At 67.1% G+C, this 15554-nt stretch carries 22 protein-coding genes; all 22 read right to left on the bottom strand.

The window, feature by feature from the left end:
• Positions 1-5: 5 nt before the first annotated feature.
• Positions 6-680, bottom strand: coding sequence for a response regulator transcription factor (locus Mspo_RS12455; RefSeq protein WP_159730195.1), 675 nt, complete (start codon positions 678-680; stop codon positions 6-8).
• Positions 681-763: 83 nt separating this feature from the next.
• Complete coding sequence (locus tag Mspo_RS12450) at positions 764-1090, bottom strand: PepSY domain-containing protein (RefSeq protein ID WP_159730194.1); 327 nt, start codon at positions 1088-1090, stop codon at positions 764-766.
• A gap of 100 nt (positions 1091-1190) precedes the next feature.
• Complete coding sequence (locus Mspo_RS12445) at positions 1191-1388, bottom strand: hypothetical protein (RefSeq protein ID WP_159730193.1); 198 nt, start codon at positions 1386-1388, stop codon at positions 1191-1193.
• Between the two features lie 70 nt (positions 1389-1458).
• Positions 1459-1917 (bottom strand): M15 family metallopeptidase, encoded by a 459-nt coding sequence (locus tag Mspo_RS12440; protein ID WP_159730192.1) that lies wholly within the window; start codon positions 1915-1917, stop codon positions 1459-1461.
• Positions 1918-1953: 36 nt separating this feature from the next.
• Positions 1954-2460: a DUF4376 domain-containing protein gene (locus tag Mspo_RS12435; RefSeq protein WP_159730191.1), complete on the bottom strand. Its 507-nt coding sequence runs from the start codon at positions 2458-2460 to the stop codon at positions 1954-1956.
• Position 2461: 1 nt separating this feature from the next.
• Positions 2462-3976 carry a DUF2793 domain-containing protein gene (locus Mspo_RS12430; protein WP_159730189.1) on the bottom strand — a complete coding sequence of 505 codons (1515 nt, stop codon included), beginning with the start codon at positions 3974-3976 and terminating at the stop codon, positions 2462-2464.
• Positions 3977-3982: 6 nt separating this feature from the next.
• The gene (locus tag Mspo_RS12425) at positions 3983-7843 is read right to left on the bottom strand and encodes a glycoside hydrolase/phage tail family protein (protein ID WP_159730187.1); all 3861 of its coding nucleotides are present in this window, start codon (positions 7841-7843) and stop codon (positions 3983-3985) included.
• 15 nt (positions 7844-7858) lie between these two features.
• Complete coding sequence (locus Mspo_RS12420; RefSeq protein WP_159730185.1) at positions 7859-8296, bottom strand: NlpC/P60 family protein; 438 nt, start codon at positions 8294-8296, stop codon at positions 7859-7861.
• A complete protein-coding gene (locus Mspo_RS12415; protein ID WP_159730183.1) occupies positions 8293-9183 on the bottom strand; it encodes a DUF2163 domain-containing protein in 891 nt (296 codons plus the stop codon). The genes Mspo_RS12420 and Mspo_RS12415 overlap by 4 nt, the downstream gene beginning before the upstream one ends.
• 10 nt (positions 9184-9193) lie before the next feature.
• On the bottom strand, positions 9194-9835 hold the full coding sequence (locus Mspo_RS12410) for a DUF2460 domain-containing protein (RefSeq protein ID WP_159730181.1): 642 nt from the start codon (positions 9833-9835) through the stop codon (positions 9194-9196).
• A 12-nt stretch (positions 9836-9847) separates the two neighbouring features.
• Complete coding sequence (locus Mspo_RS12405) at positions 9848-10441, bottom strand: phage tail tape measure protein (protein WP_159730179.1); 594 nt, start codon at positions 10439-10441, stop codon at positions 9848-9850.
• Complete coding sequence (locus tag Mspo_RS12400) at positions 10438-10641, bottom strand: rcc01693 family protein (RefSeq protein ID WP_256366356.1); 204 nt, start codon at positions 10639-10641, stop codon at positions 10438-10440. The genes Mspo_RS12405 and Mspo_RS12400 overlap by 4 nt, the downstream gene beginning before the upstream one ends.
• On the bottom strand, positions 10638-10988 hold the full coding sequence (locus Mspo_RS12395) for a gene transfer agent family protein (protein WP_159730177.1): 351 nt from the start codon (positions 10986-10988) through the stop codon (positions 10638-10640). The genes Mspo_RS12400 and Mspo_RS12395 overlap by 4 nt, the downstream gene beginning before the upstream one ends.
• A gap of 10 nt (positions 10989-10998) precedes the next feature.
• A complete protein-coding gene (locus Mspo_RS12390; RefSeq protein WP_159730175.1) occupies positions 10999-11409 on the bottom strand; it encodes a phage major tail protein, TP901-1 family in 411 nt (136 codons plus the stop codon).
• 30 nt (positions 11410-11439) lie between these two features.
• Positions 11440-11850: a DUF3168 domain-containing protein gene (locus Mspo_RS12385; protein ID WP_159730173.1), complete on the bottom strand. Its 411-nt coding sequence runs from the start codon at positions 11848-11850 to the stop codon at positions 11440-11442.
• 10 nt (positions 11851-11860) lie between these two features.
• Positions 11861-12187 (bottom strand): phage head closure protein, encoded by a 327-nt coding sequence (locus Mspo_RS12380; RefSeq protein ID WP_159730171.1) that lies wholly within the window; start codon positions 12185-12187, stop codon positions 11861-11863.
• On the bottom strand, positions 12184-12765 hold the full coding sequence (locus Mspo_RS12375; protein ID WP_159730169.1) for a phage head-tail connector protein: 582 nt from the start codon (positions 12763-12765) through the stop codon (positions 12184-12186). Before Mspo_RS12375 ends, Mspo_RS12380 begins: the two co-directional genes overlap by 4 nt.
• Before the next feature lie 89 nt (positions 12766-12854).
• Entirely contained in the window at positions 12855-14084 is a 1230-nt protein-coding gene (locus Mspo_RS12370; protein WP_159730167.1) for a phage major capsid protein, read from the bottom strand.
• Between the two features lie 173 nt (positions 14085-14257).
• The gene (locus tag Mspo_RS12365; protein WP_244613421.1) at positions 14258-14884 is read right to left on the bottom strand and encodes an HK97 family phage prohead protease; all 627 of its coding nucleotides are present in this window, start codon (positions 14882-14884) and stop codon (positions 14258-14260) included.
• The gene (locus tag Mspo_RS12360) at positions 14884-15057 is read right to left on the bottom strand and encodes a hypothetical protein (protein ID WP_159730165.1); all 174 of its coding nucleotides are present in this window, start codon (positions 15055-15057) and stop codon (positions 14884-14886) included. Before Mspo_RS12360 ends, Mspo_RS12365 begins: the two co-directional genes overlap by 1 nt.
• Positions 15058-15243: a hypothetical protein gene (locus tag Mspo_RS12355; protein WP_159730163.1), complete on the bottom strand. Its 186-nt coding sequence runs from the start codon at positions 15241-15243 to the stop codon at positions 15058-15060.
• Positions 15244-15342: 99 nt separating this feature from the next.
• Positions 15343-15528: a hypothetical protein gene (locus tag Mspo_RS12350; RefSeq protein WP_159730161.1), complete on the bottom strand. Its 186-nt coding sequence runs from the start codon at positions 15526-15528 to the stop codon at positions 15343-15345.
• Positions 15529-15554: the final 26 nt, after the last annotated feature.

Below are 15554 nucleotides of genomic sequence, written 5' to 3'. Positions count from 1 at the left end.
GCGCTTCAGCGCTTGGCCGGTTCCGGCGGCGCCGCCATATAGCCGAGCCCGCGCACCGTCTGGATGAGATCGACGCCGAGCTTCTTGCGCAGCCGTCCGACGAACACCTCGATCGTGTTGGAGTCGCGGTCGAAGTCCTGATCGTAGAGATGCTCGACGATCTCGCCGCGCGACACCACACGCCCGGAATGATGCATCAGATAGGCGAGCAGCCGATATTCATGCGAGGTGAGCTTCACCGCGGCGCCGTCGACGACGACGCGCCCGGCCTTGGTGTCGAGCCGCACGGGACCGCAGACGATCTCGCTCGTCGCATGGCCCGCCGCGCGGCGCAGCAGGGCGCGCAGCCTGGCGAGCAGCTCCTCCATATGGAAGGGTTTGGCGACATAATCATCGGCGCCGGCGTCAAAGCCCTGCACCTTGTCGCTCCAGCGGTCGCGCGCGGTGAGGATCAGCACCGGCATGGTCCGCCCGGCGGCGCGCCAGTCCTCGAGCACGGTGACGCCGTCCTTCTTCGGCAGTCCGATGTCGAGCACGACGGCGTCATAGGGCTCGGTGTCGCCGAGAAAATGCCCCTCCTCGCCGTCGAAGGCGCGATCGACCGCATAGCCCGCCTGCTCCAGCGCGGCGACGAGCTGCCGGTTCAAATCCCTGTCATCCTCCACGACCAGAAGCCGCAAGCTTCGCTCCATCCTGTCGAAGGCAGTGGGCGATAGGCAGTCGGCAGTAGCGACCGCCCTACTGCCTACTGCCTACTACCCTCTCACCGCTCTTTATGGCCAGCATGGGGCTTGCCGGTCGCCGCGTCGAGATAAATCCGCACCACCCGCCCGTCGCGGCGCAGCAGGCTGATCTCATAGACGAGCTCGTCATCGTCGCGGCAGAGCCTGGCGTTGATCGGCTCGGCGTGGGCGGCGAGGCTCGCGGCCTGCATCAGAGCGAAAGGATCGCCGAGCCGCCGGTCGGCGATGAGCTGGCGCGTCTCGGCGACGGCCAGGCATTGCAGCGCCGGCCGATCCGCGGCGAAGGCGGCGGCGGACGACAGCAGGGCGGCGGCCAGAGCGAGGATTTTCGATTCCTTCGAATGCATTCTCGGTTTTCCTCGCCAATCTATGCGAGGCGTCTGCTGAACGCCGCGTGAACGCCCGGCGAAAGCGGCGCCGAAGAAGGGTCCCCGGCGCCGCGAGCCGTCAGGCCGGCTTCTGCTCGGGCACGACGATGGCGAGCAGGCCGCCGATGGCGGCCCCGGCGGCCAGCAGGCCGTCTGCGATCGCGCCCGGCGCGATCGAATGCACGACCGCGGCGACGACGCCGGTTCCGGCCCAGGTGCTGGGCTCGGCGGCGCGCGCCAGAAGCCAGCCGGCGGCGGAAGACAGAGAAAGACTCATCTTTTCGTCCTTTCGTTTCGCCGGGAGACCGCCCGGCGCGGGCCGCTCGCCGCGGGAGAAGACGCGGCGATCACGGATAGAGCGCGAAGGGGAGCTGGTAGTGCGGGCCGTCTTTCAGCGTGCGCCAGTCCCCTCCCCATTCGATCGTCACATGCTCGGCGAGCGCCGCGGCCTTCATCGCCCGGGCGATCGGATAGATTTGCGGCCACAGCCATTGCGGCCGCCCTTCGACGAGCGGGACGAGATCGACCGCATGGCCGACGAGCCCGTATTTCGCGTCCTGTGTCGGCACATGCCGGCATCGGAGCGGATTTTTCAGCGCCGACGCCCCGCGCGCGATCAGGCTGCGCTCGCGCGCGATCGTGCGCACGCCTTCGAAGACGATGAATTTCTGCTCGCAGCGCGCCGCGGCCGCCCGCACCACGCGCACGAGATCCGGGTGCACGCCGATGAGCTTCGCCTCGCAGGCTCGGCCCAGAGCAAAGCCCGCCGGCGGCGCGCTTCGCGCCGCAGCCTTCGAATCGGTCATGCCGAATGTCCTTTCGTCAGATCGGAAAGAGGCGCTTTACGCGGGCCAGCCCGCATCGATATCGATCGACGCGAGCGCCGTGGCGTCGACCGCCGCGTCGATCGCCGCGGCGAGCTGCGCCTCGCGATCGAAACAGTTTTGAACATGCGCGCGCACGCCCTGCGCCGCGGCGATCAGAGCGGCGTGATCGAACAGCGCGAAAGAGCCATCGGCGAGCTTCCAATTCACCGCATAGGCGTTGTCGAGCACGCTGGCGACGACGGCCGCCGTCAGCTTCGCCTGCGTCTTCTCGTCGGTCGACATGCTCATGCCATTCACGCGCGTTCCCGCCGTCTCCGCGCGCCGGCGGCGCTCGACGAGGGCGGCGCGTCTTTCCGCTTTCAGCTCGGCGAGCGTCGGCTTCTCGGGGAGCGTCGCCGCATTGCCGACGGCGACCCAGGACAGGAACGCGCGATAATCGCGATTGCCCGGATCGGGGGGAATGAGCGCGCCATCGGCGTCGCGCCGGACGCAATCGGAGCCGGCGAGCAGCGAGTAGGACATGTCAAAGCTCCGCGCTGAATTCGAGCGCCACATTCGAGCCGAGAAGCACAGCTCCCGGCTCAGGCGCGAATGTAGCGTCCACAACATTGATGACGGACCGCTCAGGGCATGTGTGCGGGGCGATGACCACTGCGCCGGTCTTCGTCGAGGCCGCGACATATGGCAGCACGAGCGACCATAGAGCGCTGCCGCTCAGATTGACGCCGGGCGTCGACGTGTAATTGGCATCCGTCAGATTGTGCGTCACGGTCGGCGTCACGCGCATGAGGACTGGGAAATCGACCTCGAACTGATGACTGCTGCTATTGCCGCTCACGGCAAACTGCGAGCGCGTGTCACCGAAACCATTCACGCGATAGTAATAGCGCTGACACAGCCCCAGTTCGACCGGCTGCGGACGGCGCTCGAAAGGGGAGCCATAGGCGCCCGGCTCGAATTGCGGCCGCAGAATCGTCCCCGCCCCGAATTCGACATTGGTCTGCGCATCGGCCGAGAGTCCTGCGACGACGAGCGGCGCGCCGCGCGGCGCTGCGGCATAGGCGCCCGTGCCCGCAGAGCCCGTCCCCTGCCAGACGCGGGCCGAAGCCGTCCCCTCGTGCGACAGCGCATAGGAGCCGCCTTCGATGAGACGATCCTCGATCGGAAGGATGAGCGAGCCGGCTGATATCGTCAGCACCGTGTCGAGCCCGCTCGTCGCGAATGTGTAAGCGGCGCCCGACGCGCCGGCCTTCACGCCGTCGTGGCCATATTGCCCCGCCGCCAGCGTCGCCGTCCCGGACACGGCGCGTTGGTTGATCGCGAACGAGGCGTTGCGCAGTCGATTGCGGAAGCTTGCCGGCGCCCCGTCGCCGGCGCCGCTCGGAAATGCGACGCGGCCGGTCGATCGATCGATGATGAGCGCCTCGCGCCAGGTCGATCCGTCGGCCGAGACCTTCACATGGAAATCATCATCGCCGATGAGCCCGGTCTCGGCGCGGCCGGACCAGCTCGACTGATAGAGCTGCGAGACCGTAAATCCCGCCGCTTCCTTCTCGAGCGTGACGCGCAGATCGCCGCCGCCGCCATCGGCGACCGTCTTCGCCGCGAACAAGGCCGCATTCGTTTTGACCGAGAGTGGATTGGCGGCGTCCGCCGTCGTTCCGAGCCCGAGCAGCGAAAGATTTTGAAGAGCGCGCAGCGCGATCCCGGCGTCGATCCATGTCGAGCCGTCGTGGAGCAGCGACCTCTGCTCCGCTGCGACGAAGACGAGCCATCCGGCCTTCGGCGAAAGGAATATCCAGCCGCCGGCGAGCCATGCGGCGATCTTCCCCTCCGCGCCGGCGAAAGCGCCGGCCGCCGCCGCCACGACGAGATATCTGTCGCCATCGGCCAGGGCGCTCGGCGGTGTGGAGCGGCGCTCGAGGACCGATAGTTGCGTCAGCGCGTCGAGACGCTGCAACGCCTCATTATGCGTGATATGTTTTTGCGCCTGCGCCGCATCGATGAAGGGCAGCGCGAGGTGGATGGTTTCCGTCATGGGGCCTCACTCGATGGAAAGCGTCGCAGCGAGCGGAAAGCCCCGGCCGACGCGCGCGCCGATCTGAAAAATCTGCACCGACAAACTCGTCTGCGGCGCGCCGAAATCGGCGAGCTCATCCGTCGCCGCATAGAGAACGGAATTGGTCGAAGCGCTCAGCGCGCGCGCGCCGCCGGGCGCCGCGATGACGACCTCATAGGCTTCGCTCTCTTCGCCGAGCGGAATCTCGACGCCCTCCCATGCGTCGGCGTCGATGCGCCCGCGCCGCGTGAAGGAGATGACGACGCCTTCCGCGACCCGCCGCGCCCGCGCATGGGTCGGCGAATAGGGCGCCAAGGACTTACGCGTCGCGGCGACCTCGAGCTCGACATAGGTCGGATCGCCATGATCGCGATCGGCCGGGCCGATGCGATAGACTCGCGCCGAATCGATCTGCGCGGCGTCGGCGGCGAGCGGAACGACGGCGTCGTCCAGCAGCACGACCGTCGCCCCCGCCGCCACGCTGCGCAAAGCGAGCAAATCCTCGCCGCCGATCCCGCGCAGCAATCGCGACAAGCGATAAGTGTTCGTCGCGATGAGCTCCGCGCGCGTGAAGGCGAAGATCTCCCAAGCGCCGTCGGCTCCGCGGATCGCCATGGCCGAACGCAGCGCGAAGGCGCTCGCGTCATCCACCGAAGCGAGCGCGCCGGAAGACAGCTTCACGGTGAGGCTCGCGCCGCGATCGAAGCGTCCGAGCGGCCCCGGCGCCAGCACGTCCAAAGTCTCGCCGATCGTCGCCCGCGTCTCGATCAGCCCGATCGACTCGAAAGACGAGCCGATCTTGCGCCATAGGGCGAGCGCGCCGGGCCAAGGATCCGCGAAGCCCGCGACATAGGACAGCGCCGTCGCCCCATTCCTCGCGATCGCGAGATCGAGAACGACGACGCGCGGAGGCCCGATCACGCCGGGCGCCGCGAGCCTGCGCCGGGCGACAGCCCGCGCGCCGACGTCATGGACGCTCGCATCGATGGCTCTCGCCTCGATCTCGCGCGCGTCGCCATCGGTGACGCGCGTGATCTGCCATAGCCGATCCGGCGTCGCCGCCAGCGCGACGACATCGCCCGGCTCCAGCGCGACGAGATTCGGCCTCACCGAAAATCGCGCCGTCTCGCGGCCTGCCCATATGTCCTGCAGCCAGACCTCCGCCAGGCGCTGCGCATCGGCGCGGCCCATCATCACCGCCGTCTGCGCCTCGCTGCGGCGCGAGGAATAGCCCTCGAGCCGCCGCGACAAAACGCGGCCCGTGCGATAATCGAACTCCGAATCGCAGAACGAGAGCGCGATCTCATGCGGCAACTCGCTCTCCTGCGCGCGCCGCAGCTCGATCAGCGTTCCGTCCTTGCTCGGAACGAGGTCGTCGTCGCCGATCTCCCGCACGCTCTTCGTCGCACGACAAACGAAACGCAGCCGGCCGCCGCTGACGACCACGTCGAAGCAAAACAGCGAAGCGAGCGGCTCGATCGCCTGGCGCGGCGACATGGCCGCATCCAGAACATAGCCGTCGACGAAACCCTGGATCGCCGGACGCTCCGCCGCGAGCTCGTCTGTTCCGACGGTCGAGGCGAGCGACGCGACGAGGCGGTCGAGCGGCGCGCCTTCGAGCCGCCCGTTCAGCCAATGTCCCGTCTCCCAATTCGGCGCGTCGGCCCAGACGTCCGAACATCCCGGAAAAGCTGGAAACGGCCGCGCGTCCCAGCACCAGAGATGAATGCGCGCCGGATCGACCATGCGACCGCCATAGACGGGCGACAATGGATTGCGCGCGTCGCCCCCCTCCGTCGTCGGATCGAAATGCGCGATCATCGCCTCGATGAATCGCGCCTGCATCAGATCGTCGCGTCCGCCGCGCGAGAAATACGGCAGCCCGCCCTCCGACGACTGCGCGTCGGGAAACACATTCGGCGCATTGGCGCCGCGATCGACGGCCGGACATCCTGTCTCGACGATCCAGATCGGCTTGCCATAGGGCGTCCAGGCGGTCGGCGCCGCGAGCTCGGCTCCGCCGACCCTCTCGAAATGCGCATTCGACCACCAGGACACGAGGTCCTTGACGCGAAACGCCCAGGCCTTGCCGAGCCCATCGACGATCGGCGCGCGAATTTGCGCCAGACGATCCGCTTCAGTGGCGTAGAACCAATCATATCCCTCGCCCGCGGCGACGCGCGTCGTGAGATAATCGACGTCATAGACGCTCGAGGCGATCCCGGCGTCGAGATGATCGCCGCCGTCGCGCCAATCGGAAAGCGGCCAATAGACGTCGATCCCGACAAAATCGATCGCCGTCGACGCCCATAGCGGATCGAGCGGAAAACGAAGCTCGCCTTCCGCGGGCACATGCCCGCCATATTCGGTCCAATCGGCGGCGTAGCCGATCTTGGTTCCGCTGCGCAAAACGCCCCGCACATCGGCGGCGAGCGAACACAGCTCCGCCACGGCCGGATAGACGCCCGGCGCGGAGCGAATACGCGTGAGCTCGACGAGCTCCGAGCCGATGACAAAGGCGTCGACGCCGCCCGCCTCCTCGCAGAGAGCAGCGCAATGCAGCACGAAGCTGCGATATTGCGCGAAGAAGGCCGCGACCTGCGTCGCCGCTGCTGTCGTTCCATCCACTGTTGCAACGCGTCCCGGCGCCGGATCGCAAGTGATGCGTCCGCGCCAGGGAAAGGCCGGCTGGCCGGCGACGCCCGTGCGCGGATCGGGAAGAACATTGCCCGCCGGCACATCCATCATCACGAAAGGATAGAGGACCACGAAGAGTCCGCGCGCCCTCAGATCGGCGATGGCGGCGCGAACGGACGCGTCGCTCGGCGTGCCGCCGAAGGCCGCCTTTCCGTCGATCTGCGAGACGAGCCGCGCGCTGGCGCGAAAGAGGCCCGCGACCGACCAATCCGCCGGCCAATAGGGCCCATAGACATAATCGAACTCGCCGATCGTCTTGAATGTCGCGTCGACGCGCGGCGCGATCGCGCAATGCGCGGCGCGCAAATCATCGCCGAACCAGGACACGACGAGCGCGACGCTCTCGAGATTGGGACAGAGCGCCTGCAGCGCATCGATCGAGGCAGTCCAATCGCTCGCCGCCGTCAGCTGATGCCTGTTCTCCGCGACGCTCACGCCGGGCGAAGAGAAGTTCAATTGCAGCGACGGCTGATAACCGGCCTCGGTCGCGCCCGGAATCACATCGATGGCGCGAATCGCTCCGCCCAATCCCGCGACCGGCCGCGTCACCTCGAAGGTGAATTGCGGAATGCGATTGCCGAAGGGCGCGAGCGCCAATTGCTCGAACACGATATAGGCGAGCCCGCGATAGGCCGGCGCAGATTCTGCGCCCTCCTTCGCGACAATCAGCGGATCCGGAAGCTGCTGCTCGTCGCCCTTGTAGATTCGGATCGGCAAGCTCGTCATATCGAGCTCATTGCCGTCCGCGAAAATGCGCCGCACGAAAGCGATCGGCCCCTCGCAGAGGCCGATCGCGAAATTCGCGTAATAAGAATAGGTGACATCGATCGTCTGCGGCGATCCGCCGCCGCCCTTGCCGCGACTGACTCCGCCGCCGAGCGAGACATTCGTCTGCTCGACAAAACGCGTCGCCCAGATCATCTGCCCGCCGATTCGCGCGCGGCCATAGACGCGCGGTATAGCCGCGCCCTCCGTCGAGGCGACGCCGTCCATCGCCTTCAGACGCGGGCCGATCTCATAGCGCGTCGCCGCGCGCGGCTGCAGCGCGGCGTCCACCAGCGCGCCGCCCACTCCGACGAGCACATTGTCGAGTATAGAGCCGATCGACGCCACTCCCGCGCCGACCGTCTGCAACAGAAGTGTCGCCATATCGTCCTCGAAACATCAGTCCGTCACGCCAGGAAAGGCGAACGCGCCGACCAATCTTTTTCGCCAAATTCCGATCGCCGCTTCGGCGACGCAGGCGCCGCCATGGGCATGGACCATATGCGTCGCGCTCGTCGCTATGCCGAGGTGCTTGGCCGGCGCATGGTCCCGAAAACGAAACAGCAGCACGTCTCCGGCGCGAAACGCATCTGCTCGAGCGCTCGCAAAATGCCGATGCGCCGCCAGCGCCAAGGTCTCCTCGCCGCGCGCCTCCGCCCAATCCGGCGAATAGGGAGGCGCGCGCTCGGGCTCCGGCCCGACCAGCGCGCGCCAAACGCCGCGCACCAGACCGAGGCAATCGCAGCCGACGTGAATGAGCGAGGCTTGATGTCGATAGGGCGTGCCGATCCATCGTCGCGCCTCCGCGACGATCGCCGCGCGCGCGAGGCCGCTCATCGAAAATAGCTCCCGCCGTCCATCGTCGGCGCGAGCGAGCTCGGATAGGAGATGACGACGTCATTGCCCGGCATATGCGGAACTCCGCGAAAATTGACGATGTTCCCGAATTTCCCGTGGCAGGTCGCGGCGGTCTTGTCGCATCCCGCGACGAGCGCGAGAGCGTCGCCCGCGGCGATCGCGCCCGCGAGCTGCGACCACAATGCAAGATCGGCGTTTGCGCCGGAGCGCCGATGCGATCTGATCGCGACTTTCGCGCCCGCATTGGCTCCGCTCGTGACTGTCAGCGTTCCCCCCGTGAAGAAACCATCGCCGAATTCGCTCGCGAGATTTGCGACGATCGCGCCCCGCGCCATCCCGACCACGACGCCGGTCGTATGGAGCCCCGCCGCGCCGAGATCGATCTTGCAGCGCCCGTCGCCGAGATCGGCGGAACATCCGCGCTGAAAACTGTCGCCGCGCGTCTCGTCGAACAAATGCGCGAGCGAGCGCAGCTCCGCGCGAAAGGCGAATTCGCTGCGCGTCACCTCGCCGATCGTCGCGGCGTCGACGAGCAGGCGATTATCGATATTGGTCCAGTCGACCAGCCAAATCTCCACCGCGGCGCCGTCATAGAGGCCGTTGGCCAGATCGCGCTCGACGAGCCCGTCCGATTTGAGCGCGCCGACCACCTCGCCGCTTCCCACCGCGAGGCCGACGACGGCTTCGATCCGACCGGCCGAAAGCCCGGAGGCGGCGCGATAGGCGACGCCGGCAAAGGAAAGATCGCGATCATGATCGGTGAACCCCATGATCGCGCCATCCTTGCGCGCGAGCCGCCAGCAATTGCAGAGCGTCGAGGCGCAGGCGTCGAGACTTTCCCGCATGGACGATGAAATCGAGCGCATCTCTTCTCCTTCACGGCACGATCTCGACGATCGGAATGTTCGGAATGGCGCCGGCCTCGAAGGACGAGACGTCGATCTCGAGATAATCCGTGTCGAAGCGCGCGGGCACATCGAAGAGAAATCCCGCCGTCACCGCCGCGCCGCTCACAGGAATGGCCAATGGCGAGAAAGTCACGACGCCAGTCGTGGCGTCGACGTCGAAATCGACGCCATACGCCTTCTCGACGCCGGCGACCGCGACGCGCACGCTCCCGGCGACCGGCTTGGCGATCGCGCGCGCATAGGGCGCAAAGCTCGCGCCATAGGTCTTGAGCAGCTGAAATTGCGCGCGGGCGCCGTCGCCTTGGCCGAGCGCCTGATCGATCGGCCAAGGCGCTCCGCCCTGCCGCGCCGAGGAGAAATCGCTGCGATCGCGCCAACGAAAGCCGATCAGCCGTCCGCGCCGCTCCTCGAAAAATTCGATCACCGCGGCGAGCTGCGCCAGCGATTTGACGCCATAGCCCGCCTCATAACGCCGACGCGAATTCGCCCATCGCGCATTGCGCGCCTCGCGATTGGAGCCGAGCGCGACAATATCGGTGCGCCGCTCCGGTCCTCCGCGTCCATTCACCGACACGTCGAGCGGAAAGCGCGTCTCGTGAAACTCCAGCATGTCCGAGGCTCCTCACAGACTGCGCCGGCCGCGCGCAACGGCGCGCGCGAGCATCGCCGATATCTGCCCTTCCGAGCGACGAAAGCTCGCGACATCCTGCGTTGCTATATTGACCGTGACCGCGACCGGATTCGTCGTCCCCTGCATCGCCACGCCGAGCCGTCCGTCCGGCCCGCGCGCGAGCGGCATGATCGCCTCGGCGCCGCGCTCGCCCATCAGCCCGACGGCGCCATTCGCGCCGAAAAAGGTCGGAGACGCGACGACGCCGCCATCGGCGAAAGGCGCGACCGAAACGCCGCCGCCGCCGCCGAAGCCGCCGGAGATGAGCGCGCTCAATCCGCTCGTCACGCCTTGCGTCAACGCATGCGCGCCGGCGCTCACGCCGAGCTTGGCGAGCGACCGCGCAATGGAGGCGAGCGTCGCATCGAAGCTCTTGCCGCTGACGGCCGCGCTGGCGAGGCCGCCCGACAAGGTCTTCGTCGCCGTCGATGCGGCGACATTGATATCCTGCAGCAGCGACCTCGTCGTCCGCAGATCGAGCGCTTGAAACGGAAGATCGAAGGACGCCTGCGATGCCGCGCCGTCGCTCGTCGTCGAATCGGTCATTTTTGTTCACCGTCCGGAAATGCGCGCATCAATGCGGCGAGCGTGTCGCGAGACGGCGCGCCGCCCGCGCGCCCATAGACGCCCTCCGCCGCGCTCGCCAATTCGCGCGGCGTCATCGCCCAGAAGTCGTGCGACGAAAGCCGCAGAACGCCGAGCCCGAAGGCCATGGCCCGCGCCCAGGGAAAGGGCTGCGGCCTCACCCGCTCGCGTCCTGCGGCGGCCGAGGGTTTGCGCTTTCCGTCCCGCCGAAGGTCGCCTCCAGCAGCTCTGCGACGATTTTCACATAAGCGCCGAGTCCGCCCGCGACGGTCATGCCCGCGACCTGATCGTCGCTCAACCCATATCCGCCGCCGCGCAATCCGCATCCGATGATGCGAATGAGATCCAGCGCGCCGAGCCGACGCCCTTCAAATCTTTCGGCGAGCGCGACGAGATCGCTCGCGCCGAAGCCGCTCTCGAGCTCGGCGAGCGCGCCGAGCGTCAGACAGAGGCGATAGGTCTCGCCGTCGAGCGTCGCCTCGATTTCTCCGCGTTTCGCATTGGCCATGGCGACCGCCTCACACCGGCGTGAAGGAAAGGGCGCCCGCCGATTCGAGCCCGAGGTCGAAGGTCATCTCGGCATTGTGCTCGCCGCGATAGTCGAGACTGGTGATCTGGAACAACCCCGCGACGACGCCGAAATCCGGAACGACGATTCGCCATTCGCGCAGCAGCCCGTCGAAGAAGAGCTGGCGGATGAGCGCATCGGACGCCTGGTCCTTGAAAATCCCCGTTCCCGCGAGGCTGGCGCGCTTCACGCCGGCGCCGTCGAGCAACTCGCGCCAACGCCCGACAGATTCCGCGTCGGTCGCATCCACCGTCTCCGCGTTGAGCGAGATCCGGCGCGTGCGCAGACCCGCGACGGTGACGAAGACGCCGCTTCCATCGTCGAGCTTCAGCAGCAGATCTTTTCCTTTTTGTGCGGACATGCGAAGGCTCCCCAATTCGAAACAGCAATGTCAAATCGCTTCCGTCGTCGCGCGAAAGCGCAGATCGAGGCGCGCGAAGCGGCCGTTCTGCTCACGCCGCGTTTCGCTCGCCTGATGGCGAAGATCGACGAGACGGTGGCCGTCGAGCGCGAGCGGCGCCTCGTCGAGCAGGGCCAGGATTGTCTCTCCTATGGCGAGCGCCTCAGCCGCCCCGCGTTGGATCGAGACCACCGAAAGCGTGATCGATTGCTCGGAGCCCTTCGATTCCGGCGTCGACCAGTCGCGCCATCTCGTATCGGCGAACAGGACGTAGGGAGATTCTGCGCCGCGCGGCGCTTCATCATAGATTTTCGCGCCGCCGAGCGCGGAGAGGAGCGACGCGTCCGCGGCGAGGCGGGCGCGCATCGCCCTGCGCAAGGCGAGAATCGGCGAAACGCTCATTTGCGCCTCCTCATGCGATCTCCTCGCAGCGACAAATCAGAATGCGGCGTCGGCCGTCTGGATCATGAACCGATGTGACGCGCAGCCGTCTCGCGCCGGCGACGAGCCGCATCTCGCTCGTCACATCGGATCGCCAGCGAATTTGCGCGATCCATCCGATCGCCTGCTCCTGCCGGCCGGCGATGAACTGCGCTTCGCCGGAGAGCGGCGTGAGCTTCGCCCATATTTGGCCGAGCGCGACATAGCCGCGCGTCATCGCGCCGCTGTCGTCCGCAGTGTCGACAGGCGCTTCGAGCGACATGCGTTGGCGCATCTCGCCGATCGTCGGCGCGCTCATGTCAGGCGCTCGCGTCGAAACGGCTTGGCGAGCGCGCGAACCAGCGTCGGCAGAGGCGCGGCGATGTCCTCGGCGTCTCCGCGATTCTCGTGCCAATGCGCGACGAGCGCGAGAATGGCGCGCCGCAGCGGCTCCGGCGTATCCGCCGCCGCATCTCCATATCCGGCGACGATATCGATCTCTATCGCGTCATAGTCGCGGCCGGGGTCCGGCGGCGCCTCGACAAAAACGATGCGCCCCGCGTCCCGAGACGGCGCCGCGCGATAGGTCGCCGCAGGAAGAGTCTGCGCCATATCCGCGGAGTCGAACACGCGGATCGCCGCGACGCTGCGCAAAGGCGCGAAGGGAACCGCCAATGTTTTTCGACGCAGCGCCTGCGCAGGCCAGCGATTGAGACGCATCCGCCAGCTCTGCGTCACGAAGAAGCGCCGCGTGTAGGCTTCGAGAGTCAAGCGCGCGGAGACGATCAGCGCCGACAACAGCTGATCCTCATCGTTCGAATCGAGCCGCGCCCAAGCCTTCGCGTCGCCGAGCGACACGGGCTCCAGCGCCGGCCCCGAGAGAAGATCGGGAACCATGCGTTCGTCCGTTGCGTGAGTGGTGAAACATCATGCGAGCGGCGGGCGGCGCCGAGAGCTGCGCTCCGCCCGCCTGTCTCGTCGCGCGATCAGACCGTGCCGAACTTCAAGAGCTTGATCGCCTCGAAATCCTGCACGCCGCCGCCGACTCGCTTCGTCGTATAGAAGAGCACATAGGGCTTGGCGGAATAAGGATCGCGCAACACCCGCACGCCGAGCCGATCGACGACGAGATAGCCGCGCGCGAAATCGCCGAAGGCGACGGAGAAACTATCCGCGCCCATATTCGGCATATCTTCGGCTTCGATGACGGGGAAATTGAGCAGCGAAGCCGATTGATCGAGGCTCGCCGGCGGCGCCCAGAGATATTCGCCCGTCGTCGATTTGAATTTACGGATCGCCGATTGCGTCTGCCGATTGAGCACGAATTTGCCGTTCTGCCGATAGCCCGCGCGCAGCGCATAGATCAGATTGATCAGCGCGTCGGCCGGATTGCTGGCGGCGAATCCGGCGGAGACGCCCGTCGTCACATAGCCGATATTGCCCCAGCTCCAGCTCGCGTCGGCGACCGTCGTATAGGCGAGAAAGCCCTTGGGCTTGTCGGTCCCATTGCCGCTCACGAAAGCCGCGCCTTCCTGCTCCGCGAAGACGGTCTGCACTTCCTCGGCGATCCATTGCTCCACATCGACGGCGGAATCGTCGAGCAGAGTTTGCGTCGCCGCCGGCATTGCGTAGAGCTCCATCGCCGGAAAGGTGAGATCGACGATCTGCTGGCTGTTCGTCTGCGGACGCGGATCGGCCTCCGCCACCCAGCCGGCGGCCGGGCCCTGCGTCGAATAGGCCTTGCGCAGCGAATGCGTCGAAATCTCGCGCACGGTGGCGATGGCGCGAACGGGCGAGAGACGCGCGAGACGGCGCAAAATCTCCTGCTCCGCCGGCGTCGGCACGAGATAGCCGCCGTCCGGGCCCGAGCCTGCCGACAGCGCCTTCGATTCCAGCGCCTTCAGGCCGAGTGTTTCGCCGCTGCGCATATAGAGCGCGAAAGCCGATTTGTGCTCGCGCGCGGGCGCATCCTCGTTCGGCGCGGCGGAAAGGCGCGGGCGTGCGAGATCGAGCGCGACGCGATCGATGCGGCGCTTCGTCTCGTCGATCGCGCGATCGATGCGCTGCAGCTTCTCCTCGGTGAGCGCATCGACGCCCATTCGCGTCTCGAGCTGCGCGAGCCGCTCCTCATTCGTATCCTTGAACGCCGTGAAGGCGCGATGAAGATCGGCGAGCGCCTCCTCGCCGGAGAGCGTTTTGGTTTCGAGAGACGACATTGGGAGCAACCTCTTTCTTTCCGACAGGAAGGCGCGCGAAGGCGCCGCGCGGAATGCGCGGGCGTTCTGGCGCCGGGTGGAATCGCAAGGTCGTCGCCGCATGCGCCGCATGCGGCGAAGGCCGAGACACGCGTTTGCGGACGCCGAACCGGCGTCCACTTCGGCTGGAAACGCTAGCGCCGATCGAACGCAATCGACGCGCGCCGCAGCCTCGTCTCGAAGCTTCTCGCGGCGCTCTGCATGCGCAGCCGCGCGAGCTTTTGGCCGAACTCTACGGCGGCGTGCCGCGGCGCCGCGGCTGAAAAGGGCGCCGCGCCGATGCGCGCTTGCGGCAGCGCGGGAAAGGTGACGATCGAAATCTCGATGAGATCGATCTCGAGCAATCGCCGCGCGCCGGTCTTGGGATCGCTCGCCGCGCGCAGCGTGCGAAAGCCGATCGACAGCCCGTCGAGCGCGCCGGCGCGGATCAACGACAAGGCCTCGCGCGCCCGCCCGACGGAGAGGTCGAGCCGCCCGCGCACTTTCAAGCCGCGCGCATCCTCGACGATCTCGGTCCACACGCCGATCGGCTCGTCGGCGCGATGCTGCCACAGCATTTTGACGCTCGCGGCGCCGCGTCGGCGAAGGCTCGCGACGAATGCGCCCGGCGCGACGATGTCGCCGCAAGTGTCGCGCACGTCGAACAGGCTCGCGTAGCCTTCGAACGTCCCATCGGCGCCGATAGCCGCCGGCAGCGGCGCGCGCTTCGTCTCCAGCCTCTGGCTCGCGACGTGCATGTCTCGCTTCAAAGCTTGCGCCATCAGGCTTTCTCCCGCGTCGCGCCGATCGCCGCAGGGCCGCCGCCGCGCGGCGCCTCGCGCAGACGCTCCAATGCGCGCACGAATGTCTTGAACACGATTTCGGCCTCGACGCGCGGCGGCCTGCGCGGCGCGCGACGCTTCACAAAGCGAAGAGGTAAGGCGGAAAGACTCATTCACTCGCTCCCATAGCGGCGGTTGAAGCGTGCGAGCTCGCGCACGAAAGCATCGAGCCGGCGCGTCGAGCCGCCGAGCTCGCGCAATGCGCGCAGCGCGAACAGCGTCGCCGCGCTCGCCCAGAGGAAAAGCGCGAGATGGGCGAGATCGCCGCGCTCGATGATGGAGGTGACGATCTCGGACATGGCGGACCTATGAAACGCAAAGAGCGACGACCGCGCGAGCGTGGTCGTCGCCCCGAAATTCGCCCTGGGCCTCTCGGTCCTAGAGCGATGTGATGTCGTTCAGCGCAAGGCGGGTCGGCTCACAGCGAGCAGATCGGGTCGCGAGCGAGACGCATCGACGAGCTTGTTGGTTGGCGGCTGCTCCTCGCAATTGCGGAACGTATTGTCGCCCGCCAGGCCGATGAGCAGCGGCGGCACGCCGAAGGCGAGCGCGGTTTCGCGCGAGCCCGTGCGCGCCTGCGCCACAATTGTCGAGCGGCGCCTTATTCTTG

Source organism: Methylosinus sp. Ce-a6, assembly GCF_009811655.1.
GTDB lineage: Bacteria > Pseudomonadota > Alphaproteobacteria > Rhizobiales > Beijerinckiaceae > Methylosinus.
Note: the sequence above shows the minus strand (reverse complement) of the source record. Positions and strands in the feature narration are given on the sequence as shown.

Bases quoted from the DNA above. Each gene is read 5' to 3' on its own strand.
- Mspo_RS12450 (WP_159730194.1), bottom strand. From the start codon at position 1,090: ATGCATTCGAAGGAATCGAAAATCCTCGCTCTGGCCGCCGCCCTGCTG.
- Mspo_RS12445 (WP_159730193.1), bottom strand. From the start codon at position 1,388: ATGAGTCTTTCTCTGTCTTCCGCCGCCGGCTGGCTTCTGGCGCGCGCC.
- Mspo_RS12420 (WP_159730185.1), bottom strand. From the start codon at position 8,296: ATGAGCGGCCTCGCGCGCGCGGCGATCGTCGCGGAGGCGCGACGATGG.
- Mspo_RS12390 (WP_159730175.1), bottom strand. From the start codon at position 11,409: ATGTCCGCACAAAAAGGAAAAGATCTGCTGCTGAAGCTCGACGATGGA.
- Mspo_RS12360 (WP_159730165.1), bottom strand. From the start codon at position 15,057: ATGAGTCTTTCCGCCTTACCTCTTCGCTTTGTGAAGCGTCGCGCGCCG.
- Mspo_RS12375 (WP_159730169.1), bottom strand. From the start codon at position 12,765: ATGGTTCCCGATCTTCTCTCGGGGCCGGCGCTGGAGCCCGTGTCGCTC.
- Mspo_RS12410 (WP_159730181.1), bottom strand. From the start codon at position 9,835: ATGCTGGAGTTTCACGAGACGCGCTTTCCGCTCGACGTGTCGGTGAAT.
- Mspo_RS12405 (WP_159730179.1), bottom strand. From the start codon at position 10,441: ATGACCGATTCGACGACGAGCGACGGCGCGGCATCGCAGGCGTCCTTC.
- Mspo_RS12395 (WP_159730177.1), bottom strand. From the start codon at position 10,988: ATGGCCAATGCGAAACGCGGAGAAATCGAGGCGACGCTCGACGGCGAG.
- Mspo_RS12440 (WP_159730192.1), bottom strand. From the start codon at position 1,917: ATGACCGATTCGAAGGCTGCGGCGCGAAGCGCGCCGCCGGCGGGCTTT.
- Mspo_RS12430 (WP_159730189.1), bottom strand. From the start codon at position 3,976: ATGACGGAAACCATCCACCTCGCGCTGCCCTTCATCGATGCGGCGCAG.
- Mspo_RS12365 (WP_244613421.1), bottom strand. From the start codon at position 14,884: ATGGCGCAAGCTTTGAAGCGAGACATGCACGTCGCGAGCCAGAGGCTG.
- Mspo_RS12415 (WP_159730183.1), bottom strand. From the start codon at position 9,183: ATGCGCTCGATTTCATCGTCCATGCGGGAAAGTCTCGACGCCTGCGCC.
- Mspo_RS12385 (WP_159730173.1), bottom strand. From the start codon at position 11,850: ATGAGCGTTTCGCCGATTCTCGCCTTGCGCAGGGCGATGCGCGCCCGC.
- Mspo_RS12435 (WP_159730191.1), bottom strand. From the start codon at position 2,460: ATGTCCTACTCGCTGCTCGCCGGCTCCGATTGCGTCCGGCGCGACGCC.
- Mspo_RS12355 (WP_159730163.1), bottom strand. From the start codon at position 15,243: ATGTCCGAGATCGTCACCTCCATCATCGAGCGCGGCGATCTCGCCCAT.
- Mspo_RS12380 (WP_159730171.1), bottom strand. From the start codon at position 12,187: ATGAGCGCGCCGACGATCGGCGAGATGCGCCAACGCATGTCGCTCGAA.
- Mspo_RS12425 (WP_159730187.1), bottom strand. From the start codon at position 7,843: ATGGCGACACTTCTGTTGCAGACGGTCGGCGCGGGAGTGGCGTCGATC.
- Mspo_RS12370 (WP_159730167.1), bottom strand. From the start codon at position 14,084: ATGTCGTCTCTCGAAACCAAAACGCTCTCCGGCGAGGAGGCGCTCGCC.